This is a genomic window from Pseudomonas sp. GW821-FHT02H09 (genome assembly GCF_059421425.1).
The window spans coordinates 116,016-139,498 of sequence record NZ_JBWKVA010000010.1 but is presented as its reverse complement, the minus strand read 5'-3'; the positions used below and the strand labels follow the sequence as shown (position 1 = coordinate 139,498).

The 23,483-nt window shown below is 59.1% G+C and carries 23 protein-coding genes and 2 pseudogenes; 14 read left to right on the top strand and 11 right to left on the bottom strand.

Annotation, left to right across the window (positions count from 1 at the left end; genetic code table 11):
- Positions 1-398: 398 nt before the first annotated feature.
- The 7 genes from AC07VR_RS15835 to AC07VR_RS15805 form a co-directional block, all read right to left on the bottom strand.
- The gene (locus AC07VR_RS15835) at positions 399-1,409 is read right to left on the bottom strand and encodes a YeiH family protein (RefSeq protein WP_495011758.1); all 1,011 of its coding nucleotides are present in this window, start codon (positions 1,407-1,409) and stop codon (positions 399-401) included.
- Positions 1,406-1,732, bottom strand: a complete 327-nt coding sequence (locus AC07VR_RS15830) for a Rieske (2Fe-2S) protein (RefSeq protein ID WP_495011757.1) — start codon at positions 1,730-1,732, stop codon at positions 1,406-1,408. Before AC07VR_RS15830 ends, AC07VR_RS15835 begins: the two co-directional genes overlap by 4 nt.
- On the bottom strand, positions 1,729-2,394 hold the full coding sequence (locus AC07VR_RS15825) for a DsbA family oxidoreductase (RefSeq protein WP_495011756.1): 666 nt from the start codon (positions 2,392-2,394) through the stop codon (positions 1,729-1,731). Before AC07VR_RS15825 ends, AC07VR_RS15830 begins: the two co-directional genes overlap by 4 nt.
- Positions 2,391-3,722, bottom strand: a complete 1,332-nt coding sequence (locus AC07VR_RS15820; RefSeq protein ID WP_495011755.1) for an MFS transporter — start codon at positions 3,720-3,722, stop codon at positions 2,391-2,393. Before AC07VR_RS15820 ends, AC07VR_RS15825 begins: the two co-directional genes overlap by 4 nt.
- A gap of 93 nt (positions 3,723-3,815) precedes the next feature.
- Entirely contained in the window at positions 3,816-4,868 is a 1,053-nt protein-coding gene (locus AC07VR_RS15815) for a beta-keto acid cleavage family enzyme (RefSeq protein WP_494994758.1), read from the bottom strand.
- An 85-nt stretch (positions 4,869-4,953) separates the two neighbouring features.
- A complete protein-coding gene (locus AC07VR_RS15810) occupies positions 4,954-5,802 on the bottom strand; it encodes a TauD/TfdA dioxygenase family protein (protein ID WP_495011754.1) in 849 nt (282 codons plus the stop codon).
- A 14-nt stretch (positions 5,803-5,816) separates the two neighbouring features.
- A complete protein-coding gene (locus tag AC07VR_RS15805; RefSeq protein ID WP_495011753.1) occupies positions 5,817-6,797 on the bottom strand; it encodes a quinone oxidoreductase family protein in 981 nt (326 codons plus the stop codon).
- A 252-nt stretch (positions 6,798-7,049) separates the two neighbouring features.
- Here AC07VR_RS15805 and pdxR point away from each other — a divergent pair, with 252 nt between their 5' ends.
- The 7 genes from pdxR to AC07VR_RS15770 all read left to right on the top strand — a co-directional run bounded on the left by pdxR (position 7,050) and on the right by AC07VR_RS15770 (position 15,411).
- Entirely contained in the window at positions 7,050-8,558 is a 1,509-nt protein-coding gene (gene pdxR, locus AC07VR_RS15800) for a MocR-like pyridoxine biosynthesis transcription factor PdxR (protein ID WP_495011752.1), read from the top strand.
- A gap of 112 nt (positions 8,559-8,670) precedes the next feature.
- Complete coding sequence (locus AC07VR_RS15795) at positions 8,671-9,741, top strand: sugar phosphate isomerase/epimerase family protein (protein ID WP_495011751.1); 1,071 nt, start codon at positions 8,671-8,673, stop codon at positions 9,739-9,741.
- Positions 9,742-9,792: 51 nt separating this feature from the next.
- Positions 9,793-11,058: an MFS transporter gene (locus AC07VR_RS15790; RefSeq protein ID WP_495011750.1), complete on the top strand. Its 1,266-nt coding sequence runs from the start codon at positions 9,793-9,795 to the stop codon at positions 11,056-11,058.
- 226 nt (positions 11,059-11,284) lie between these two features.
- Positions 11,285-12,298, top strand: a complete 1,014-nt coding sequence (locus AC07VR_RS15785) for a 2-keto-3-deoxygluconate permease (protein ID WP_495011749.1) — start codon at positions 11,285-11,287, stop codon at positions 12,296-12,298.
- Positions 12,295-13,575 carry a four-carbon acid sugar kinase family protein gene (locus tag AC07VR_RS15780; protein ID WP_495011748.1) on the top strand — a complete coding sequence of 427 codons (1,281 nt, stop codon included), beginning with the start codon at positions 12,295-12,297 and terminating at the stop codon, positions 13,573-13,575. Before AC07VR_RS15785 ends, AC07VR_RS15780 begins: the two co-directional genes overlap by 4 nt.
- Positions 13,576-13,580: 5 nt before the next feature.
- A complete protein-coding gene (gene pdxA, locus AC07VR_RS15775) occupies positions 13,581-14,582 on the top strand; it encodes a 4-hydroxythreonine-4-phosphate dehydrogenase PdxA (protein ID WP_413422343.1) in 1,002 nt (333 codons plus the stop codon).
- Between the two features lie 55 nt (positions 14,583-14,637).
- Positions 14,638-15,411, top strand: coding sequence for a DeoR/GlpR family DNA-binding transcription regulator (locus AC07VR_RS15770; RefSeq protein WP_429371950.1), 774 nt, complete (start codon positions 14,638-14,640; stop codon positions 15,409-15,411).
- 30 nt (positions 15,412-15,441) lie between these two features.
- On the opposite strand, the pseudogene AC07VR_RS15765 reads toward AC07VR_RS15770, so the two are convergent.
- Positions 15,442-15,723: pseudogene (locus AC07VR_RS15765) on the bottom strand (OprD family outer membrane porin); the annotation flags it as partial.
- Positions 15,724-16,139: 416 nt separating this feature from the next.
- On the opposite strand from AC07VR_RS15765, the gene AC07VR_RS15760 reads away from it, so the two are divergent.
- From AC07VR_RS15760 to AC07VR_RS15750, 3 genes are all read left to right on the top strand, one after another.
- On the top strand, positions 16,140-16,418 hold the full coding sequence (locus AC07VR_RS15760; RefSeq protein ID WP_494994750.1) for a DUF2790 domain-containing protein: 279 nt from the start codon (positions 16,140-16,142) through the stop codon (positions 16,416-16,418).
- A gap of 277 nt (positions 16,419-16,695) precedes the next feature.
- Positions 16,696-17,349: a hypothetical protein gene (locus AC07VR_RS15755; protein WP_495011747.1), complete on the top strand. Its 654-nt coding sequence runs from the start codon at positions 16,696-16,698 to the stop codon at positions 17,347-17,349.
- Between the two features lie 83 nt (positions 17,350-17,432).
- Positions 17,433-17,642 (top strand): co-regulatory protein PtrA N-terminal domain-containing protein, encoded by a 210-nt coding sequence (locus AC07VR_RS15750; RefSeq protein ID WP_494994748.1) that lies wholly within the window; start codon positions 17,433-17,435, stop codon positions 17,640-17,642.
- Between the two features lie 108 nt (positions 17,643-17,750).
- On the opposite strand, the gene AC07VR_RS15745 is transcribed toward AC07VR_RS15750, so the two are convergent.
- Complete coding sequence (locus AC07VR_RS15745) at positions 17,751-18,824, bottom strand: GlxA family transcriptional regulator (RefSeq protein WP_494994747.1); 1,074 nt, start codon at positions 18,822-18,824, stop codon at positions 17,751-17,753.
- A 75-nt stretch (positions 18,825-18,899) separates the two neighbouring features.
- On the opposite strand from AC07VR_RS15745, the gene AC07VR_RS15740 reads away from it, so the two are divergent.
- From AC07VR_RS15740 to AC07VR_RS15725, 4 genes and pseudogenes are all read left to right on the top strand, one after another.
- Positions 18,900-19,541, top strand: a complete 642-nt coding sequence (locus tag AC07VR_RS15740; RefSeq protein WP_494994746.1) for an HD domain-containing protein — start codon at positions 18,900-18,902, stop codon at positions 19,539-19,541.
- Positions 19,542-19,649: 108 nt separating this feature from the next.
- Entirely contained in the window at positions 19,650-20,531 is an 882-nt protein-coding gene (locus tag AC07VR_RS15735) for an NmrA family NAD(P)-binding protein (protein ID WP_494994745.1), read from the top strand.
- Between the two features lie 170 nt (positions 20,532-20,701).
- Positions 20,702-21,321 (top strand): annotated as a pseudogene (locus AC07VR_RS15730) (glutathione S-transferase family protein).
- A gap of 388 nt (positions 21,322-21,709) precedes the next feature.
- The gene (locus tag AC07VR_RS15725; protein WP_495011746.1) at positions 21,710-21,988 is read left to right on the top strand and encodes a DUF2790 domain-containing protein; all 279 of its coding nucleotides are present in this window, start codon (positions 21,710-21,712) and stop codon (positions 21,986-21,988) included.
- Between the two features lie 379 nt (positions 21,989-22,367).
- On the opposite strand, the gene AC07VR_RS15720 is transcribed toward AC07VR_RS15725, so the two are convergent.
- Positions 22,368-22,685: a hypothetical protein gene (locus AC07VR_RS15720; protein WP_495011745.1), complete on the bottom strand. Its 318-nt coding sequence runs from the start codon at positions 22,683-22,685 to the stop codon at positions 22,368-22,370.
- A gap of 206 nt (positions 22,686-22,891) precedes the next feature.
- Positions 22,892-23,125 carry a hypothetical protein gene (locus AC07VR_RS15715; RefSeq protein WP_494994741.1) on the bottom strand — a complete coding sequence of 78 codons (234 nt, stop codon included), beginning with the start codon at positions 23,123-23,125 and terminating at the stop codon, positions 22,892-22,894.
- Between the last annotated feature and the right edge of the window lie 358 nt (positions 23,126-23,483).

The following is a 23,483-nucleotide window of genomic DNA, read 5'->3' as shown; positions in this document are numbered from 1 at the left end:
CGCGGTTTTCCTGAAGCACCCTATCGTTTGAATTCACGACCGCTGCGCGGCCGAACGCAGGCTACGCCAGCTGCTACGGGGAATAGGCTGGACCTGAAATTGCTTAACGGGCTTAGAACCCCCAGTGCAGCAACAGCAGCACCAGCACGACAAGTCGCCGCGGAAAAACCCGTGTTTGTGATACCGGCCCAGAGCATTACTGCGCCGAGGAACCAATGCAGTGCAGCCCTCCGTAGCAGCTGGCGAAGCCTGCGTTCGGCTGCGTAGCAGTCGTAAAAACTGAGTGCGCGGTTTTCCTGAAGCACCCTATCGTTTGAATTCACGACCGCTGCGCGGCCGAACGCAGGCTACGCCAGCTGCTACTGGGAATAGGCTGGACCTGAAATTGCTTAACGGGCTTAGAACCCCCAGTGCAGCAACAGCAGCACCAGCACGACAAGGAACACCGTCTCCCCCACCATCAGCAGGATGGGCTTGATGCCGACTGCGGCCAGCTCCTTGAGTTGAGTCTTCATTCCCAAGGCGCTGATGGAAACCACCAGGCACCAGCGCGACAGTTCGTTGACCGAGCCCTGTACCACTGGAGCGACCCAACCGGTGCTGTTGATACAGGCCAGAATCAGAAAACCGACGGCGAACCACGGTAGCAGCGGCGGTCGTTTGCCCGCCGTGTCGGCGCCCTGCATACGGGTGATCATGGTGGCGCAGAGGATCACCGGCAGCAGCATGGCGACCCGCATCAGCTTGACCACCGTGGCTATATCACCGGTTTCGGTCGACAGGCTGTAACCGGCACCGACCACCTGAGCGACATCGTGGATGGTGCCGCCGAGGAACATCCCTGCCATTTGTGGTGACAACGACAGCCAGTTGGCAATCATCGGATACAGGATCATCGCCGTGGTCGACAGTGCCGACACTCCAATGACGGTGAACAGCGTGGCACGCTCTTTCTGCGGATGATTGGGCAACGCCGCCGCTAGCGCCAGCGCCGCCGAGGCGCCACAGATCGCGGTTGCCCCACCGGTGAGCATGCCGAACAAACGCTGAAAACCCAGCGCCTTGGCCGCGACCACCGAAACGCCAATCGTCACCACCACCAGAATCACCACCAGGGCCACTGGCTTCCAGCCAAGAGCGGCAATCTGCTCCAGTGTGATGCGCATGCCCAGCAGCGCCACGCCAATGCGCAACACGGTGCGTGCCGTGAACTCGATGCCGGCCTTGCACGCGCCATCACTGGCCAGGAAGTTGAGCGCCATGCCCAGCAGCAAGGCGAACAGCATCACCGGCGCACCATAATGCTCGGACAAAAAGGAGGCTGCCGCCGCCACAATCAGACTGACGATGAAACCCGGCGCCAATTCGCGCGTTCGGCTATGGACACGGGTGAGAGCGATGGTGCTCATGGCACGGACTCCTCAGAAACAATGACGATGAATGCCTGGCCGTCGACGATCTCGACCGGGTAGTTGGCGACTTTGACCTGGGTTGAATTGAGCAAGTAGCCGCTGCGCAGATCGAAGCGCAGGCCATGGGCGCAGCACTGGATCACCCTCCCCTCAAGGCGCCCGCCACACAGCGAGGCGCCCTGATGCGGGCAACTGTCGTCGATGGCAAACAGTTCACCCTCGACGTTGAACAACACCAGGCTTTTTCCCTCGAATTCAACCAGCGCACGGCCTCCCGCCCGCGGGAGTTTTCCGGCAGGCACGGGTACACGCCGACTCATGCCGGTAGCCGCGCGCGATGGCTATCGAGCAAGGCTTCGCCCATGGCGCCAAGCAGTTCCTCGGCAGGCTGCGCGCCTACCACCGTCAGGCGACGGTCGAATTGAAAGCACGGCACACCGCTGCCAGCTCCTGCCTCGTTGCCGACGTAAGGATCGCCGTCACCTTGCAGAACGGAGGCCATGGCATCAGCGTCGAAGCCACACGCCTGGGCGATGGCGATCAAGGTCTCATGACAACCCAAGTCCTCGCCGTACTGGAAGTAGGCGGCGAACAGACGTTCAAGCAAGACATCACGCTGTGCCGTACTGCCCAGCACAGTGGCACGTTCCAGCAAACGATGGGCATCAGCGGTATTGGGCATGGTGACGATGCGGCTCAGGTCGATGGGCACCCCCACCGCCATCGCGGCCTGCTGCACCTGGGCCTGGCGCATGCTTACCGCTTCGGCACTGCCCAGGCGTTTGCGATAAAACTCGACAAAGGGCTCACCCTGTACCGGCAGTTGTGGCAACAGCTGCACCCCGTGCCACACCGTGGTGATGTCCACACCCGGTTGCTGGATGCGCAAAAGATCCTGCGCGCGCTCCAGTTGGCGCTTGCCGATCAGGCACCAGGGGCAGATGAAATCGAAGAACACATCAATACGTAAACGACCACTCACAACTTCACCTCTAACACCGCTTGGCTAACTGAATCGTTGACACGCTCGCCCTTAAGCCGGGCAATATCCTTGTGGTAATGACACTTGGCATAAAAGAACACGGCCGCTGCCGCGATGCTGACCAATGGCACCAACTGAAAGGTGGCCTGCAAGCCGATTACATCGGACACCTTGCCGGTGATGAACGGCCCCGGGGCCAATCCGAGCATGTTGTTGGCTAGGGTCAGCGTGGCAAAGGCCGTGCCGTGGACTGAATAATGGGTCAGGTTGGCAACCATCGCCCCGGCAGGTCCGGTGGTGCCGGCGGCAATCAGCATTCCCAGGCAGATCAGCAACAGTTGCGCAGGCCCCGCCGGCAAGGCGAACGCCGCCGACAGCAGCAGGCAACTGCCCAGGCAAAACGCGATGGCCAGGGCGACCTTTCGCTCCGGCGAGTGGCGACACAGTCGGTCGCTGAGCATGCCGCACAGAATCATCCCTGCCCCGCTGCACAGCACGATGATTGCCGCGACACCGCCCGCCTTGTCCGTTCCCATGTCGTAATAACGATTGAGGTAACTGGGCATCCACACAATCACGGTGCCACCGACAAACAGTTGCAAGCCGCTGCCGATATAGGCCGCGATCACCGAACGGCTGGAACACAGCGTGCTTAGCGGACGCTTGACCGCTGCGGCTGCCTTGTTCGCAACTTGGGCGGCGCGTTGCGGGGCGATGCGCGCTTCCTTGACGATGATCGGGTAAAGCACAGCCAGCAGCAGGCCAAACAGCGCCATGCCGGCGAACGACCAGCGCCAGCCCAACCTGGCAGCTATTACACCGCCCAAGGCCATGCCTAATACCGATCCGAACATGCCGCCCGCCATGAAGGCACTGGCAAGCGTTGCGCGCAGGTGTTTGGGAAAGACCGAAATCACCACCGCGATGCCGACGCTGCCATAGGCCGCCTCGCCGACACCCACCATGAAGCGGGCAATAAACATCTGCTGGTAGTCCTGCGCCAACGCGCAGCCTAGAGTGGCCATACTCCACAGTAGAGCCATCAGCGCCAGGCTCTTTACCCGACCGAAGCGATCAGCCATCAACGACAGGGGAAATGTCAGCAAGCCGACCATCAAGGCGACAATGCCACTGAGCAGGCCGAGCTGGCCGTCGCTCAGGGCCCACTCGCCCTTGAGCATCGGGAACACCGCGTTCAGCACCTGGCGCGACATGTAATCGGAAATCAACAAGCCGAACGTCAGTGCAAAGACGATCCAGGCATATTTGCGCGCAACACCGACAGCACTTGAGTCGTCATCGTCTGCGACGCTTGGGTGATAGGCCATGCAGCCTCCTCGAAACTTTGTTTTATTTGTTGTTATCGAGCTTGTTGCAATACAGCGAGCGAGAGGCCGTCGACCTCTCGCCCCGGCTACCCCTCAGCCGCGTTGCGGCACACCCTTCTGGCCAGCCTTGCGGTTGGGGGCCATACCGTTGGCCAACAGGGTTTCTTCGATACTCTGGTACTGCACACCGATGCGGTAGATCTCACGCGCTTCTTTGCCGGTGGCGATTGCGCGACCCAGCTCATGGGCTACGCGCACGGTTTGCTCGATCTGCTGCACAGAGCTGAAACGCTCGCCTTTGTGATTGATAATCGTGTCTTCAATGCCCACCCGTGGATGCATCCCCATGGACAGCGCCATGACATTGAACGGCAGCACGTTCTTCAACAGCGATTCGGCGGTCACGGTGCAGCCATCCGGCGCGCGGTGGACGAAGTTGAAGAAGTTGAACGGATTAGGGCCATCGAAGCCACCGCCGATGCCAATCCAGGTCAGGTTTAACGGCCCCATGTAGACGCCCTTGCGCACCAGGCGCTCAAGTGTCTCCAGGGCGTGCATCCCGGTCAGCTGGAAATGCGGCTGGACGCCGGCAGCCATCAGGCGACGCAGGTGCTCCGCGACCCAGGCAGGACCTGCCGGCACGGTCATCTCGCTGTAGGCGGCCTGATAGGCCGGGTTAGCCAGGGACGTGCCCTCCAGGTATTCCGGATAGAGCAGCTCCATGATGTTCATCTGCGTGGTGTTGATGGCCACCGTGACCTGATCCGGTTTTGGCGTCAGCTCAGCCAGCATGTGGCGAGTATCGTCAGACAGCCACTTGGCGGCTTCGCCATCGCTTTCGGGCGCGAAGGAAATCGAGCCACCGACCTGGATGATCATGTCCGGCACGGCTTCACGCACACCGGCGATCAATTCGTTGAACTTGGACAGGCGCTTGGAGCCTTTGCCGTCCAGTTCGCGCACGTGCAGGTGCAATACGGTGGCACCTGCCTCATAACAATCGACCGCCTTCTGCACCTGCTCATCCATGGTCAGGGGGATGTCTTCGGGGAAGTCTTCCGGCATCCACTCAGGCCCGTACGGAGCGACGGTGATCACCACCTTTTCCATGTTTTCCGGGTGCAGGGAATCGTCAAAAAATTGCATGAGTTACTCCTTTTATTATCATTGTCCGCCCACTCCGGACGTTGCCGGGGGACGTGTGTACGAGTGCGAATGCAGAAACGACTGATCAGTAAGTCTTGTCGCCGATGATGCCGGCTCGTTCCATCTTGCGATGGCACGGCGGGTAATCCATCACGGCGTAATGCTGGGTACTGCGGTTGTCCCAGATCGCGATACTGTTGGGCTTCCAGCGCCAACGCACCTGATATTCCGGGATGTACGCCTGGCTGATCAGGTAGCGCAGGAGCTCACCCGCACCAGGGTTGGCGTCCTGGCCGAAGCGTACCCGCCCGGGGGTGTGGTAGTTGCTGAAGTGGGTGGTAAAGGCGTTGACGAACAGCACCTTTTCCAAGGTTTCCGGGTGGGTGCGCACCACCGGGTGCTCGGCATCCGGGTACATCGCCTTAAGCGCCAGACGCTTATCGATCGGCATGGCGGCACCGAAGCTCGACTCGATGCTGTGGCGGGCTCGCAGATCGGAGATCTTCGCCTTCACCTCATCAGGCAAGCGCGCGTAGGCTTCCACCATGTTTGCCCACATGGTGTCGCCCCCCACTGGTGGACATTCCACGCAGCGCAGCACGCAGCCCATCGGCGGGGCCTCCCGCCAGGTAGCATCGGTGTGCCAGGCGTTCTCGTAGCGGTCCATCGACTGGTCCGGGCTCTTGTAGATGCGCACCAGCCCCGGATGCCCCGGGTCGCTGCCGGCCACCGGATGATCCTCCAGCTCGCCAAAACGACGGGCGAACGCCACGTGCTCGACGCGACTGATGTCCTGGTTACGCAGGAACACCACCCGATGCTTGAGCAGCTGAGCACGAATCTCGGCAAAAAGACCGTCGTCATGGACCGCATCGGCAAGGTTGACGCCGACCAGTTCCGCGCCAATGCTGCAGGTCAATTGTTCGACTTTCATGGCAGGCGGCTCCCTTAAATGACGAAAATCGATGAGCCCGTGGTCTTGCGTGACTCCAGGTCGCGATGAGCCTGCGCGGCATCCTGCAACGCATAGTGCTGGTTAATCTCGATCTTGATTCGACCGCTGCCGACGTGGTCGAACAACTCGCCCGCCAGGGCGGCTTTTTCCGCCGGGTCGGCGATGTAGTCGGCCAGGGCCGGGCGGGTCATGAACAACGAGCCCTTGATCGCCAGCTGTACCGGATCGAAGGCCGGGATCGGGCCGGATGCGGTGCCGACGCAGACCATCAGGCCGCGGCGCTTGAGCGAATCCAGGGAGCCCATGAAGGTATTCTTGCCGACGCTGTCGAACACCACGTTGACACCGACGCCGTCAGTCAATTCGCGAACGCGCTGGGCGACGTCTTCATGGCTGTAGTTGATGACATGGTCGCAGCCATGGGCCCGGGCGATTTCGCCCTTGACCTCGGTGGACACGGTGCCGATGACGGTCAGGCCGAGCAGTTTGGCCCACTGCGAAACGATCAGGCCCACACCACCGGCGGCGGCGTGCAGCAGAATGCTGTCGCCGGCCTTGAAATCGTAAATGCGCCGCATCAGGTACGCCGACGTCAGGCCGCGCATGGTCATAGCCGCGGCGGTCTCGAAACTGATGGTTTCCGGAAGCTTGATCAACGGTGCGGCCGGGATCAGACGCTCGGTGCTGTAGGCACCCAATGTATTGAGAAAACCGGTGTAGGTAACGCGATCACCCACGCGTACGCTGGTAACCCCCTCGCCGATGGCCTGGACCACACCGCAGGCTTCAACCCCCATGCCGTTGGGCATCGGGATCGGGTAGGTGCCATTGCGAAAGTAGGTGTCGGCATAGTTCAGGCCGACCGCCACATGACGAAGACGAACCTGGCCTGGACCGGGTTCGCCAACTTCGACCTCCTCATAACGGAGGACTTCGGGACCACCTGTTTCGTAGAAGCGTATGGCTTTGGCCATGTTTTCTTATTCTCCAGTCTGCAAGATTGGCGTGCAGCGTCGATTTGCGCTGATTGGACTGTAGGACGCAGTCCGGCAAGCCGCTTCTCATCAGACGACAATGGCTTTTCATTTCGTGACAGCTACCCGGGTGGTGTGCGCTGTATCAACGCCTGAGGTGGATGACTTATCCAGTACCTCTCGATACCCTTGCGCACCTCGGTACCTGACGGTGTTCCAGGTCAAACCACACTCCATCCAGACGAGCATGTAATGAAATCCCCCGCAGGTTTGCTGCTGTCGGGTATTGAGCTGGACCGTGCCAGCTCCATCCCCCTGTACCGCCAACTCTATTTGCAGATTCGCAAACAGATTCTCAGTGGAAGAATTCAAGGGGGCGTGCGCCTGCCGTCGACCCGGACCTTGAGCAAAGAGCTTGCGCTGTCGCGGATCACTATTCTCAATGCCTTTGATCAACTGATTGCCGAAGGCTTTCTGGCCTCGCGTACCGGGGCCGGTACCTATGTCGGCAATGAGTGGGAAAGCCGTGGTATTGCCGACGATGAGCGGCAGCGCCAGCCGCCTCGCCTGTCCAATCTGAGCCAGTCCATGCTGTCGCTGCGCAGCATTCATTTCCGCGGGGTCTCCTATGCTGGCTGGGTCGCCGGGAGCCCCACCTCATTCCTGCCAAGCCACAGCGCTTACGACGCGTTCCCGCAGCATATCTGGAAGCGCCTGATGAACCGCCATCTGCACAAGCCGACCAAGGCCATGCTCGGCTATGGCGAACTGCAAGGATTGCTGGCCCTGCGCAAGGCGATTGCTGAATACGTCTTTGATGCCCGTGGCATCGACTGCAGTGCCGAGCAGGTGGTCATCGTTTCCGGCGCCCAGCAAGCCTTTAACCTGCTGGGCATGCTGTTGCTCAATCCACAGGACAGCGTGTGGATGGAGGATCCGGGGCATATCGCGGCGCGAATCGCGCTCCAGGCCCAGGGTGGTCTGGTGGTCCCGTTGCGTATCGACGAACAGGGGATCGATATCCAGCAAGGCCTGGCTCAGTGCCCTGACGCCCGCCTGGTGTTTACCACGCCTTCTCGCCAGCATCCCTTGGGCGTCACCATGAGTTATGCGCGGCGCCAGGAACTCATCGACTGGGCCGCGCGCAACCAAAGCTGGATCATCGAGGACGACTGCGACAGTGAATTTCGCTACAACGGCCGCCCCCTGCCTGCACTCTATGCCATGGACCAATGGGCCCGGGTGATCTACGTCGGAACGTTCAGCAAAGTGCTCTTCCCCTCGCTACGACTGGGTTACGTGATACTGCCGCACGCCTTGATCGAACCCTTCTGCACCCTGCGGGCGGTCATGGATCGCAGCCCGCCCACACTGCTGCAGGCCGTGACAGCAGACTTCATGGGCGAAGGCCACTTTCTGGGCCATATTCGTCGCATGCGTGCGCTGTACCAGACTCGCCAGCAAGCACTGGTCAAACAACTGCAGCAACGGCTGGGCGGTTTCTTCAAGATCACCCCGGTGGAAGCCGGCATGCACCTGATCGCCTGGCTGCCACCCAAGCTTGATGACGACGCCATCGCCAAGGAACTGGCCAGGCATAATATTCACACCTATGCCCTGAGCGACTACTGCCTTGAGCATGTCCTGCCACCTGCTCTACTGATCGGTTTTGCCGGCACACCTGAGGACCAGGCCGAGGAGCGCGTCGAAGCACTTGCCCAGGCCTTGAGCAAAATGGGGTACCTGCAGCAGGCCACTTGAAGCAAGGCAAGTGGTCTTGTGATTTAACTGATAATGGATCTATCGAGAGTTCCTGACTGGCGCGATAAAGGCTGCGCCGGTAGACCCGGCGTCTGAACCAGGAATAACTCGAATGAACAATAAGATCCAGGAACGATTCAATGCCTTGCTCAGCCACAAGGCTGGCGAGGCCGGGGCACCTCCCGCACTGACTGAAGCACTGGCCCGCCGGCTGCTCGACCGACTTGGGCAACTGCGCTTGTTTGCTCATGCCTACCCTTTGCTGACCAACCTCACCCATGGCCGTGTCACACCTGGCGACCTGCTGGACTTCGCCTATCGCCACGAGCTGCAGGGTCTGAGCCTGCACTTGCTCGACGGCGAGGAAAACAGCCTGAGTCAAATGACGCCCGCGCAACTTCAGGCGTTTGCTGACAAGGCCAATGCACTGGGGCTGGATGTGCACCTGGAAATCAGCAGCACACTGAAAAAAGATGTCGATCAGGTGATCGCCATTGCCAGGGCCCTGGGGGTTCGCAACATCCGCGTGTACTCACGCTACGAGGGGACGCTGTCGCAGGTCATGGAGGTGATCGAGTCAGACCTGCATTACCTCGCGCAGCAGGCAGACGAGCACGACCTGTTCTTCGACTTCGAGCAGCATGAGGAACTCAAGAGCGCCGAGATCGCGCAACTGCTGAACCGGCTCAACCACCCCCGACTGCATGCCTTGTTCGACTTCGGCAACATGATCAATGCCTGCGAACAGCCCCTGCAGGCGCTCCGTACCCTGGCGCCGCACATACGCCAGACCCACCTCAAGGGTGTGCGTATCGTCCCCGAGCAAAACGGATTCGGCCATTACGGCGTGCTGCAGGGCTGTGACGAAGACGATCTGCCCAACGCACGCATGGTGTTCGAACTGTTGATGCTCGGCGAATCAACCCCGCAAGTGATCGCGTTCATCCTTGAGCAGGAAAATCATTACGTCGCCCCGGCGTTCCGCCAGACCCTTGAGGCCGCCGACCCGTTCATTGCGTACCGGGAAATGAGTGCAACGGCGCTGCCTGGCGGCTATTCGCTTGAGCGAATGTTGGCCGATGAACACCGTTGGGCAAACAACCAGGTCGCCTATGTACGAAGCCTGCTGGCCGAGCTCCGAACCTTGGCCGAGTTGACCCTGGACAACGGCGCAAACGCCTGAACGTGACGTGACAACCGGTACTGCTTACCCGATTACGCCTGGAGAACAATAATGACAACTCGTGACAAGGCCAAATGGCTCAGATTCCTGATTCTCATCCTCGGTGGGGGCACCATTTACAAACTGTCGAGCCTCAAGGACGCCTTCTATGTGCCCATGCAAGAATTCATGGGATTAACCCATACTGAAATCGGCCTGCTGCTGAGCGCCAACGCCATTGTCGCCACCGTGCTGTTTGTCGTAGGCGGTCTGCTCGCAGACCGTTTCGACACACGCAAGCTGATTCCCATCGGTCTGCTCGGCACCGGCAGTCTCGGGCTCTACCTGGCGACCTTCCCGCCCTTCAGCAATCTGCTGATCGTGTTCAGCCTGTTGGCCGTCTGCGCCGATTGCATCTTCTGGCCCTCGCTGCTCAAGGCCATCCGCAATCTGGGTGACGACCAGGAACAGGGGCGGTTGTTCGGTCTTCTGGAAGGCGGGCGTGGTGTTATTGATACTCTGGTCGCCTTTTCTGCTTTGGGTGTCTTCGTCGCCATGGGCTCCGGTGAGGCCGGCCTGAAATCGGCGATCCTGTTTTATTCGGTCATCGACATTCTTGCCGGAATCCTGACCTGGTTTCTGCTCAAGGGCGGCACCGCGCAGTCGATTGCCAAGCCGAAGAACGGTTTGTCGAACCTGCTCGAGGCCATCAAGGTCCCGGGTATCTGGCTGGTCAGCCTCAACGTGTTCATGGTCTACATCGTGTACTGCGGCCTGACCTACTTCATTCCCTACCTCAAGGACATGTACGAACTGCCTGTGGCACTGGTGGGCGCTTACGGCATCATCAATCAGTACTTTCTCAAGATCCTGGGCGGCCCTGCCGGTGGCTTCATTGCCGACAAGCAGTTCAAGAGCACCAGCCGCTATCTGAAATGGGCATTCCTGGCTTTGCTGCCGCTCATGGGCGTCGTCATGCTCATCCCGAAAAACCCGAGTTTCATCTACGCGGGCATGGCCGCCACGCTGTCCTTTGCACTCATCGTGTTCTCCATGCGCGGCGTGTTCTGGGCGCCCATGGGTGAAGTCGGCATCCCCCAGCACATCACCGGTTCAGCCTTCGGTATCGGCTGCCTGATCGGCTACGCACCGGGCATGTTCGCTTACGTCATCTATGGCGCAATCCTCGACCATTTCCCCGGCCAGCAAGGTTACAACTACGTCTTCAGTTTGATGAGTCTGTTGGCCATTCTCGGGTTCATGGTGTCCAGCCTGCTGTATCAGGCTGTCCGGAATAACTCCACGACCACCGGCGAAATTAGCGCAGTGCAAACCTGAACATCGCCCTGGTAACCGGAAACTGGTCGGCGTAATACCTCTTCCTGGAAAATCAGCCCTGGCGCATGCCAGTCAGAAATGAGCGAAACGATCATTTGAATGATTGAATTGCGCAGATTAAGTTGTTGACCTAAGATCAACTTGACTGAATCAATCACCCGATGATCGATTCAGTCAGTTTCGAGGTGAAACACGTCTTGCCAAACAATTATAAAAGGAGACCCTCGTGGCCCAGATTCCTATCAAGCGCACCATTGAACGCATCCCCGGCGGCATGATGATCGTGCCTCTGCTGATCGGCTCACTCGTGGCGACATTCCTGCCTGACACGCCCAAATTTTTCGGATCATTCACCAATGCGCTGTTCACCGGCGCGCTGCCCATTCTGGCGGTGTTCTACGTGTGCATGGGCGCGAGCATCAATATCAAGGCCACGCCTTACCTGCTCAAAAAGGGCGGCACGCTGCTCATCACCAAAGTCGGCATTGCCGTGCTCATCGGCATCGTGCTTGGCCACTTCCTGGGTGAGCAGCCGGTATCCTCCGGGCTTTTCGCCGGTATCTCCACGCTGGCGGTGGTCGCCGCAATGAACGACACCAACGGCGGCTTGTACATGGCGTTGATGGGGCAGTACGGCCGCTCCGAAGACGTCGGCGCCTATTCGGTGATGTCGCTGGAGTCCGGGCCTTTTCTGACCATGGTTACCCTCGGCATTGCCGGCTTGTCAGCCTTCCCCTGGCCGACGCTGGTGGGCAGCATCCTGCCGTTGGCCCTGGGCATGCTGCTGGGCAACCTCGACCGCGACATGCGCGACTTCCTGGCCAAGGCCGTGCCGGTGATGATCCCGTTCTTCGCCCTCGCACTGGGTGCCAGCCTCGACCTGCATAACGTCTGGCAGGCTGGTCTGCTGGGTCTTGGCATGGGTGTCGCGGTGGTCGTGCTGACCGGCATTCCGCTGTTTTTCGCCGATCGTTTGACCGGCGGCACCGGTGTTGCCGGCGTGGCGGCAGCCACCACCGCGGGCAATGCCGCCGCCGTTCCGGCGTTGATCGCAGCGGCGAATCCGGTGTACGCCGAAGCGGCCAAGAGCGCGACAATTCTGGTGGCTGCCTGCGTTGTGGTCACCGCGATCCTCGCACCGTTACTCACTGCAGCGGTGGCCAAACGCGTGCAACTGCGCAATCCCGTGGTCATCCCCGAGTCGGACCTCCAACCGCAAAAGCAGGAAGCCCTGCGATGAGCATTCTGATCATCGCAGACGATCTGTCCGGCGCGGCGGATTGTGCCATCGGCTTTGCCAGCGCGGGGATGCAAACGGTCGTCACGCTCGAGCCTTTGCATGACAAGGCTGACGCCCAGGTGATTGCCGCCGATACGGACACACGGCGCCTGTCCCCGACGCAAGCCGCCGAACGCACAGTCGCTGCGTACAAGGCGCTGCAGCGTCCCGGTCAGCGGCTGTACAAGAAAATCGATTCGACCTTGCGCGGCAACTGGGCGGCGGAAGTTGCCGCCCTGCAACCGCTGGCGGGTCTGGCCATCGTCGCCCCGGCGTTTCCTGCAACCGGGCGCACGTTGCGAGGTGGCCGGGTGTTCGTCAACGGCCAGCCGCTGGAAACCACCGACACCTGGAAGCTCGAAAACGCCGATCGTCCGGCGGATGTCGAGGCGATGCTGGTGGCCGCTGGCCTGAGTACCGCCAAGCTTGATCTCGACACCTTGCGCGGTAATGAAGAAGCACTCGTGCGTCACATCGCTGAAGTGGCGAGCAAGGGTACCCAGGCGCTGATCGTCGATGCACAAACCGAAGACGACCTGCTGACGATCGCTCGCCTGACCGCGTCGATGGAACAGCCGCTGTTCTGGATCGGCTCGGGTGGGCTGGCGCGGGAAATCGCCAGTCTTGCGGATTTTTCCGAAGCACGCTTCACGGCTATCGAACCCACAGCGCTGGAAAAAAGTCAGGCACCGATTCTGATCATGGTCGGCAGCCTTTCAGGTGTCTGCGAACGGCAATGCGCACTGCTCAAGGAGCGCGGCGGGGTCAGCGAACTGGTTGTCCCGCCCGAAGTCCTTCGCCAAGGCACGACGCACGTCGATTGGGCGCTGTGGCAAGCGCGCATCGGCGAGCGGCTGGACGGCTGGAGCGACCTGCTGCTGCGCATTGGTCGCGATGAGGCGTTCGATCCCCAGGAGGGCGCTCAACTCTCAACCCGGTTGGCCGTGCTGGTAGAACCACACTTCGCCAAGATCGGCGGCCTGATTGCCACGGGCGGCGAGACGGCGCGGGCCATATTGACCACCGTCGGCATCGACAGCCTGCAATTGCTCACGGAAATCGAAGCCGGCGTGGCTTTCGCGCGCCCCACCGTTTCCCGGCAAGGGCATCGTCCCGGCATTGTTACCAAGGCAGGTGCATTCGGCACTGACCACGCCTTGTATGCGGCATGGCAGCACTTGAGCGAACGCGCCGATCGCTCCCCGCCCCAACGTACACGAATCCAAGGACTCCAATGAACACTATGAGCAACTACCTCCCCATCATCGGCATCACCATGGGCGATGCCTCAGGTGTCGGCCCGGAAATCATCGTCAAGAGCCTGACCCACGACATCGTCTACCAACAATGCCGGCCATTGGTGATCGGCGATGCGCGGCGTCTGGAGCAGGCCAACGTGATCGTCGGCGGCAGCGCCAAAGTGCGCCGTATCGAAGACGCCTCCCAGGCTTTGTACGAGGCCGGCACCATCGATTGCATCGACCTCGACCTGATCCCCGATGACCTGCCGTTTGGCGAGCTGTCACCCATTGCCGGTGACGCCGCTTATCAATACATCGCCCGCGCTGTGGAACTGGCCGAGGCCAAACAGATCGATGCGATCTGCACCGCGCCGCTGAACAAGGAAGCGCTGCACGCCGGCGGCCACAAGTACCCCGGCCACACCGAAATGCTCGCGCACCTGACCCACGTCGACGAAGTGTCGATGATGCTGGTCGCACCGCAGCTGCGGGTGATTCACGTCACGACCCACATCGGCATCATCGATGCAATCCGCAAGATCGAACCGGGCCTGGTCCAGCGCACTATCGAACGCGGCAACGCCACACTGATCAAGGCAGGCATCGCCCGTCCCCGGATTGGCGTGTGCGGGATCAACCCGCATGCCGGTGAAAACGGCCTGTTCGGTTATGGCGAAGAGGAAGAAAAAATCATCCCGGCGGTGAAGTTGCTGCAGGAACGCGGCCTCGACGTGACCGGCCCGTTGCCGGCCGACACCCTGTTCTTCCGCGCCGGGCGTGGCGACTTCGATCTAGTGGTGGCGATGTATCACGACCAGGGCCACGGTCCCGTCAAAGTACTGGGGCTCGAAGCCGGGGTGAACGTGACCGTCGGCCTTGAAGTGATCCGCACCTCGGTCGATCACGGCACCGCCTTCGACATCGCCGGCAAGGGCATCGCCGATGAGCGCAGCCTGCTCGAAGCACTGCGCCAGGGCGCGGAGCTGGCCACACGACGGGGATGAGGTGCAGCGGCACTGTCGTGTAAGATCGACCACCGCCCAACCAACGAGACCCGCCATGAAAGTGTCCGAACGCCACCGCGCCATCCTCGATCTCGTACGCATCGGCGATGCCAACGTCGAGCAATTGAGCGCGGCCCTCGGCGTATCGGAGGCGACCGTGCGGCGCGACCTGACCATGCTCGCCAAGCAGCGGCACCTGGTCCGCACCTACGGCGGCGCCACCGCTGTGGTGGGCGTCCATGAACCGGAAGCCTCGCTGGAAGAGCGCAAAACCAGCCAGTGGGAACAGAAAGACGCCATCGCCCTTGCAGCGGCTGCCCACGTCCAGGACGGCGACACCGTCCTGCTCGACGGCGGCACCACTTGCGCCGCATTGGCTCATCATCTGTGCTCGCGCCAGGACGTGCACGTGGTGACTAACAACCTGCTCGCCGTAATGACCCTGGCCAACGCGCCGGGCGTGCGCCTGACCTTGATCGGCGGTGATTTGCGCGGCTCGAGCATGAGCACCTTGGGGCCATTGGCCGAGCTGACGTTGAGCCGCCTGAGCGTGGACAAAGCCTTCCTCGGCGCAGACGGCGTCGTCGCGGAATTCGGCTTGTGCGAGGCGAGTGCGCAGCAGGCTTATCTCAAGGAATGCATCATCAAGCGGGCTGCGCAGATCGTCGTTCTCGCCGACACCGACAAACTGGGGCGGGCGCGGCAGCAGCATTGGACGCCTATCGAACGCGAATGGCGATTGATTACTTGTGCTACTGCCGATGAAGCTGCGCTCGCACCGTTTCACGCGATTGCGCAAATCACTGTGGAAACCGTGGACCTCGCCTGATTGCCTACCTATTGTGGGGAGCGAGGCATTGCGCCAGGAAACCCCGACGTTTTTCAGCAGCCCAGTCTGAACAACGCAGGATACCGGGAAATTGCGCTGCCATTCATGCTGCTCACCCTGTGCCGTTTTGATATGGGCAGCGCGCTGACAGGCCAGTTGAGTCGTCAAGCCCGGTACACCCAATGCGGCGAAATCGAAGACATGCTGAGCCACCCAGGTTCGCTCTCCCGCCTTCTGGAAACGTGCTCCAGTTTGCCGGTCCGTGACTTGCTCCGTCCCCCTGATTGCCAAACGGAAAGTCGCTTGAGCCACTCAGATGTTGATAACCCAGACTGAAAACGTGGCCTGCCAGACTGTAGGTGAACACGCCTGCAACCACACAGCTGCAGCCCTTCACGACAGGCTGCAAATCGGCCAATACCCGATATCTCTCCCCTGGCCCGATAGCAGGTGTTTTCGGTCCATGTACCGTCACAGCCACCGCGTGAAACCTTGCGCGAAAATCTGTCATGACATGTTATGACCACATCCAAAAAGGCGTTTGGCCCAACAAATACGGCGTTTAATGGACGAATGGTCGAGAGGCGTCAAGCACGGGGAATTGCCGGGAGCCTGAAGCCACTACAGGCGACTCAGATCGGTGCGTTCGTCGCGGTGAAGTGAACTTCCCTTTCACCACGTGTCACATTAGGTCCTAGTCAAGCGAACTTAAGTGGAGGTACAACCTTATGAGCATGACCACAATTGTCAGTGCCGTGATTTCCAGTCTCGCACCAAGTGTCTTCGACCAGAACAGCCTGCAAGAACCCGGCGCGCATGTCTCTGCCGTCGAATACCACTACGGGATGGACATCGATGTGAAACGGGTACTGCAGCGCACCGATACATCCGACAAGACCGGCGTGGTACCGGTGACCCTGGTCTACGAAGACAGCGAGGGCGAGGTTCACAAGATCCGTTTCCTCGAATGGGGTGCAAGCCCCGCCGCCCCCACCAGCATTGCCTGATCCGCTCGCCGATAGGGATCTGGGCCTCGCCTGCCCCCCAGAAGCGGAAGTTAAACCTCATATGCACTAAGTGCGAATGATGTTTTTTATTACCTGAAAATGGACATGATCGAATGATTAAAAGTTCATTCGCGAAAATCGCTATTGTCCTGGCAGCGTAATACCGCAAGATTAATTAATATTAATTGCTGGATCTTAACTGCAATCATCAACGGCAAACTCCAATTATGCCGTGCTGAGAGCCAGGTTGATCCACCGTTATAACAAAGAGGTAACCATGGAACTTAGTATGCTTTCTTCGTCGACCGTGGAGTTTTTGCGTTTGGGAGTTGTATATGTCCACCTTATTGCCTGCTGTGTGGCAATCGGGCTGGTTTTGACCAGTGACATTGCAATGGTCAAGCAACTCCTGAAGGGGGATGCGTCAGGTCAGCATGATGACGCGCACATGGAAAGTCTTCAAAAAACCGTAGTGCTTGCCCTTGTAGCTCTTTGGATTACGGGTGTTGCTATCGTCGGGATAGATTATGCCGGCAAGGGGATAGAGTATTTCCTTAACCCAAAAATTCAAGCCAAGATCGGCATAGTTGTACTGCTGACCATTAATGGCGTCGTGTTGCATAGCGCGGTATTGCCTGCGCTGAAAAAAGCCGGTTCGTTGCTCAAGCTCTCCTTCAGCCTGCGCATGCTGGCGCTGTTCTCGGGGGCGTTCTCTGGCGTGTCGTGGTTCTATGCCGCAATGCTGGGTGTTGGTCGTCCGTTGGCCTGGAAATATTCGTTGGTGGAGTTGCTGGCAGCCTATCCGGTCCTCATCGTCGGTGGATTCGGGATGATGGTGATGCTCACCATCTGGGCCAAAAACAAGAGCACGGCAGAATCTACGGAGCAAGGCACCAGGACAGTAGGAAACGCCGCCCTGGCTGGATGGTGAAGCCAGGTTGAACAAGGACGTTCAGCTTTAGCCAATAAAACCCGCTGTTAGCAGTTCACAAAGTTTCACTTGAGGATACACAAATGAAATCCATGAAAGCTCTCTTCGTCGTCGCCGCTCTGACCGTTTCTTCTCTGGCTATGGCCACAGGTGGCGGTGGTGACCGGACCATCGCACGCATGGAGAAAGCCCGGAAAGTCTCGATGGAAGCCTTCCAGGTTGCACAGAAACAGAAGGCTGAAGCCGCTGTAGCTCAAAGCAAAGCCAAGGCGACCGATCACGCCGACAGCTGATCGGTGTAGCGCGTCCCCCGGCTGACAGAAACGCGGGGAGCATGAAGAACTCGAGTCACCAAATGAATCAGCAGCCGACTTAGGTACGCTCATGACCATTGAGCATGCTTAAGCCGGCTCGTTAACTGGCGCGAAACGTTGTGCATACTCCTTTGGACTCACCCCCATGCGTCGCACGAAGGCTTTCCTGAGCACGTCGACACTGTGGTAGCCGCATCGGCGCGCAACCTCCTCCATCGACCGCCTTCCCAGCTCTATTTGCCGACAGGCCGCTTCGACCCGAACGTCCTCGACGTACTTCGCAGGCGTTGTCTTGAATTCCCTCTGAAACATGCGGATCAAGGTCCTCACACTTGTGGCGAGCTTGTCTGCAAGTATCTCGACCGTAAGCTCCGAATGTAGATGCTCACTGATCCATACGCATAACTCATCCAGGTTCGAACCGGTCGCATGCTGCGACTGGAGAGCGACGCTGAACTGTGCCTGACCGCCTGGACGTCGCAGAAACAGGACCAGGTTCTTCGCGATCTCCAAAGCGATGTCGTCTCCCAGGTCTTCGCTGACCAATGCGAGCGCAAGATCGATTCCCGCCGATATGCCAGCCGAGGTGTACAGGTTGCCATCCTTGACCCAAATCGGGTCGGGATCTACCTGCACATTGGGATAGCGGTCAGCCAGGCTACGCGCCATCCGCCAGTGGGTCGTTGCCTTACGACCATCCAATAGCCCTGTCTCGGCCAAGGCGAACGCGCCGACACAGATCGAGCACACACGCCTGACGCTCTTGGCTCGCGTCCGGATCCACTCGATGGCGGTCTGATCCAGCTGATCCATGGCTTTCCAGCCCGACGTCACGATCAACGTGTCGATCGCCTTGTTTTCAAGACGCTCCTGTTCAAGCGTCTTGTGCGCCATGAGCGCGATGCCGGTGCTGCTCTCCAGGTGCTCATTGGCGCCCGCGCAAACGAGCTCAAGTACGTAGGGAGCAGAGTCGCCGCGATGCAGATTGTTCGCATAGGCAAACACCTCCGCCGGACCGATCACATCAAGCGAATCCACGGGCGGCAAACCCAAAATTACCACCCGTTTTTGCACCCCGCCGATAAGGGGCAAGCTTGATTTCGTCGTTTTCCGCACAGCGATCTCCCGCGTTGACCAGGCACACATATTGGCACAAATCATCTGTAAATAGTCAATTCTGCCAACCGCACCTATTTAGAATGAACTGCGAACCAACTTCATCTCCAGGAAGCAAACATGAGTACACCTGTCACCATAGGCGGCTTCAGCGCTCCAGACTCTGAACTCGCTCGCAAGGCCTCTGCCCTCGTCGAACGCGTCCACTCGACAGCTCTCCTGCACCACGTGCACCGGACGTGGTGGTTTGCCGAATTCCTCGGCCAGCAGCGAGGCCTGAAATACGACCGCGAGGCGGTTTACCTCGCCGCGCTGCTGCACGACCTAGGGCTGACAAACGAATTTGCAGCCGACCAGCGTTTTGAGGTCGACGGCGCCGACGCTGCCAGCCACTTCCTGCTAGAAAACGGCTACTCGGAATCGAAAGCCGAGCTGGTTTGGGATGCGATCGCACTTCACTCCAGCGCCGGCATCGCCGACCGCAAACAGCCAGAGATCGCCCTGATCTACATGGGCGCCCATGTCGACGTGATGGGATTACGGCTGGAGGAAATCACGCCATCGCTGGTCGAGGATACGCTGGCCCTCTACCCCCGTCTTGGAATGAAAGCCGCGTTTACCCAAGCGGTCGCTGAAGTGGCCAGGAAGAAACCTCACACTGCGATTGGCACTGGGCTCGCTGATGTCGGACGTCGACACGTGCACGGGTTCGATTGCCCGAATGTGTGCGACCTGATTGATCACGCTCCTTTCGACAGCTGACTGCGGTGCTGCCAGATGGCACTACTGCGCAACATTCGTGAATGGGTAACGCCTGATACGTGATATTGGCGCGAGCAATGTGTGTTCCTTTACTTTGGAGTATTCACCATGCAGCAACGTAAATACCTCGTCACCGGCGCTACGGGAAAAACTGGCGTCTACACCATTCGCCACCTTCTCAACGGAGGTCATGCGGTTCGGGCTTTCGTACATCAGGAAGACGAGCGCAGTGCAGCACTCAAGAGTGAAGGCGCCGAAATATTTGTGGGTGACCTTCTTGAACATGACGACATCATTCGTGCGATGGAGGGAGTCACAGGCGCCTATCTGTGCTACCCCGTGCGTCCTGGCTACATTCAGGCGACCGCCTATTTTGCGGATGCCGCCCGGCGAGCAGGGGTCGAGGTCGTGGTGGAAATGTCGCAGATTTCCGCGCGGGAAGATTCATTGAGCCACGCCGCGCGCGACCACTGGATCGCGGAGCGCGTACTCGACTGGTCTGGAGTACCCACCGTCCATATCCGCCCGACATTCTTTTCTGAATGGTTGATCTTTCCGTGGGTGCTTGATCAGATCGTGAAGGAGAACAAGATCACGCTGCCATACGGTAGCGGACGACATGCACCGATCGCTGCCGAAGATCAAGCGCGACTGATCGCCGCCGTTCTCACGCAACCGTCTGGCCATATCGGGAAAACCTACCCGCTCTACGGCCCTGTCGAGATGAACCATCAAGAGATTGCTGATGAAATCAGCGGCATCACAGGTCGCACCATCACCTACAGCCCTTCGACCCTAGAAGAGTATCGCCAGCATCTGGAGACCTACGATCTGCCGGAGTTTGTGATCCAGCATTTCCTTGCGGTCGCGATCGATTACCAGAACGGAATCTTTAGCGGTGAGGACGGGGTTATTGGCGAAATCACCGGACAAGCGCCTCAAACGGTGGGTGATTTCGTACGTGCCAACCGGCAAGCGTTCGGGGTGTGATCACTATGGGCGTATGCGCTTGGTCTTGATGACCTTTGCATACGCCATTTTTTAAGTAAGCGTTCCGGGAAGCTCAAGCTGACACAGAACAAGACGGACAAGCGCTCTACACTATCCAGATCAAGTAGCACCCACTGAATAGCCATTCATTCTTTCCAATGGAGTGCCTGATGAACACCGTAATAGAGCTGTATGGCGCTAATACCGGCAACAGTCTGAGGGCTGCAATAGCCTTGGAAGAAGCAGCTATCCCTACACAGCACGGAGACTGAATCTGCAAGCGAATGAGCAGCGCGACCTGGCGTACCTGGCGCTTAATCCGGCGGGAAAAGTCCCAACCCTGGTCGACCATACGTCGACACCGCCACTGGTCATCAACCAATCAAACGCAATCATTCAGTTCGCTGATGCCAAAGCTCCCGGCCGACTCGCACCAGCGCATCCTGGACCAGAGCGCGACAGAGTGTTTGATCGCTACTTCTTTTTCGTAACGGACGTAATCGCGCCTAGCCATGCAGCATTCTTCCTGCGCCAAGCGGGATTAAATGATGCGGCCACGCTCATCGATCTGCGCGTCATTGAACAACTCGTCTATGCAGAACGGTTTCTTACCGACGACTTTATGGCCGGAGATCAGTTTTCCATGGCGGACATCTCGGCCTTCACCATTACGGCATCAATTCGTGACCGGCTGGATTGGGCAGCGCTTCCACGCTTATCACGCTGGTTCGACGCGATCGAAGCCAGGCCCGCCGTGCAGCAAGGATTGAAAGCGTTCCAAAGTCACTAAGCGCTACCGCGCAGACCTTTTTGTGTGCGCTAAAGAGTTCGACGACGCCTGCCCTGACGTTGAAAAGCCATCCCGATGTGAAGAGCCACGCTTCAACGGATGCCGTTCCACTGGGTTAGTCATGGATAGAACCGGTCTCACCCGACTGGTTCTAAAGACCCAACGCAGGTTGTCCGTTCAGCCTGATTCCAATAACTCTTTGATAAATCCGGCACCAAGCCAGGGTTTAACGGACGGGTGGTCGAGAGCCTCAACCACGGGGGATTGCTGGCACTTGGCAGCGGCTGCGGCAACACCAGACAGGGGGCGTTCGTCCGGAGAAGTGAACTTCACCCTCACCGACGGTCACTAAGTCCCTGCAAGCGAACTCAAACAGAGGAACAGCCTTATGCAAATGGCCTCAGTTATCAGCGCGGTGATTTCCAGTCTCGCGCCAAGTGTATTCGCCCAGAGCGGCCAGCAAGACCCCGGTGCGAGCATCTCCGCCGTGGACTACCACTACGGGATGGAAATCGATGTGCAGAAGGTGCTGCAACGCACCGACACGTCCCAGAAGACAGGCGTGGTACCGGTGACTCTGGTCTACGAGGACAGCGAGGGCGAGTTGCACAAGATCCGTTTCCTCGAATGGGGCGGAAGCACAGCCAGCACCACTAGCATTACCTGATCAGCCCTGTCGATAGGGGTACAGGCCACGCGCCTGCTCAGCGTAGGTCTGTACCCTCGACTCGCTCCTGAAGCAGGAGCTCGTCCACCACCACGCGTCGGCCGGCTGAGTCAGCCAACGTCCGGATAGTGGCGATTGGCGCGAAGCCATCCATTCGACGCTGCTCCGCCTCCACGCCGCGGCCCCAGAAGCATCGGCGCACTTCCTCGCCGCGTCACGTCAGCTCGAAATAGCCTGGACCTGCCATGTTGGAAGATCACCGACCGTGATAGCACCATTGATGTGATGGAGCTGCGCAGGATTGATGTTGGAGAGGAGCAGTTGTAGCTGCGCCATCGACTACTGCGCCGAACTCCAAGGCGTGCATTCGCAGATGCGATCACGATCCTACGTGCGAAAGCTCTTCGTTAATGAATCGCTCTGCATTCTTCGCAGCGGTTGTCGCAAACTCGTAACAGACCCGGAAGTCCTGCTCTGTTACGGATGCAGATCCCTGCAAGTTCTCCAGGCAGCGCGTTAATGCATGCTTTATCAAGCCATCATTCAGAGCATTGCGGGCTGCCTCTTCACCTTCAACCGCTCGAATGGCAGCTTCGATTTCTTCGATCTGCTCAATCTTTGCCGCCAGCGCGACCCTGGCAAACTCATCTCGCTCGATGATTTTGGTCCAAGAGTGATCAACTATCAGCGTTTTCATAAATAGCCCCTGTCTTCCGGACTCATGCCGAGTCATCAACCAATAGCCCACAAACTCGAATCACGCCAGCCGGTGGGGATCCCCTATGTCCGCACAACAGAAGAAACCCCAGTTCATCCATGGCCAGCCAAGCATGGGTCTGCCCTTCCAGAAAGAGTGCCAACGCCGCCGACATCATCGAGCTTTACCAACGCCTCGCGGCCTGATCAGGCATCCCAGAAAACAAAAGCACCTGTGATGACCGGGATCCGCTCGGGATGAGCATGCCGCTGGCGCTCAAACCACCACCTCGTTTTCGTAACATCGAATCGGCGGTCTTGCTGAACTGAAAGCAGAAGCCCCGAAACGCCGAAGTGGCCACAATCCGGGCACCTCAGTTCTGTTCCATCAAGATCAGACTCAACTCTTAAAGCATCGACCCCGCAGACCAGGCATTCCATACGACTCTCCTTTTTTAGTTAATCGCTCAACTGTAGCTGATCCCTACTCACCCTCCACCACCCGGGCATGGCCCGGCATAGGACGCCCCATGCCCACAGAAAACCAAATCCCTCGCGCATTCTATGTGCTGAGCCTGAAGCACACACCGCCGACTCAACGCCATCACTCTTTGGCGATCCGACGATGGCGGCTACTGCTGGACTCTGACTCGGGTCGGTCGCTACGACGAAGAGCGCGTGCTCGAGCATCTTGGCTACTACAACTCGGGTTGCTCGAACATTGCCGTCCCTATGGACCTGGCGGAGCAGCTTGCAATAGAACTCGAGTACGACAGCAAAGAGCATGGCATCCGCCTTC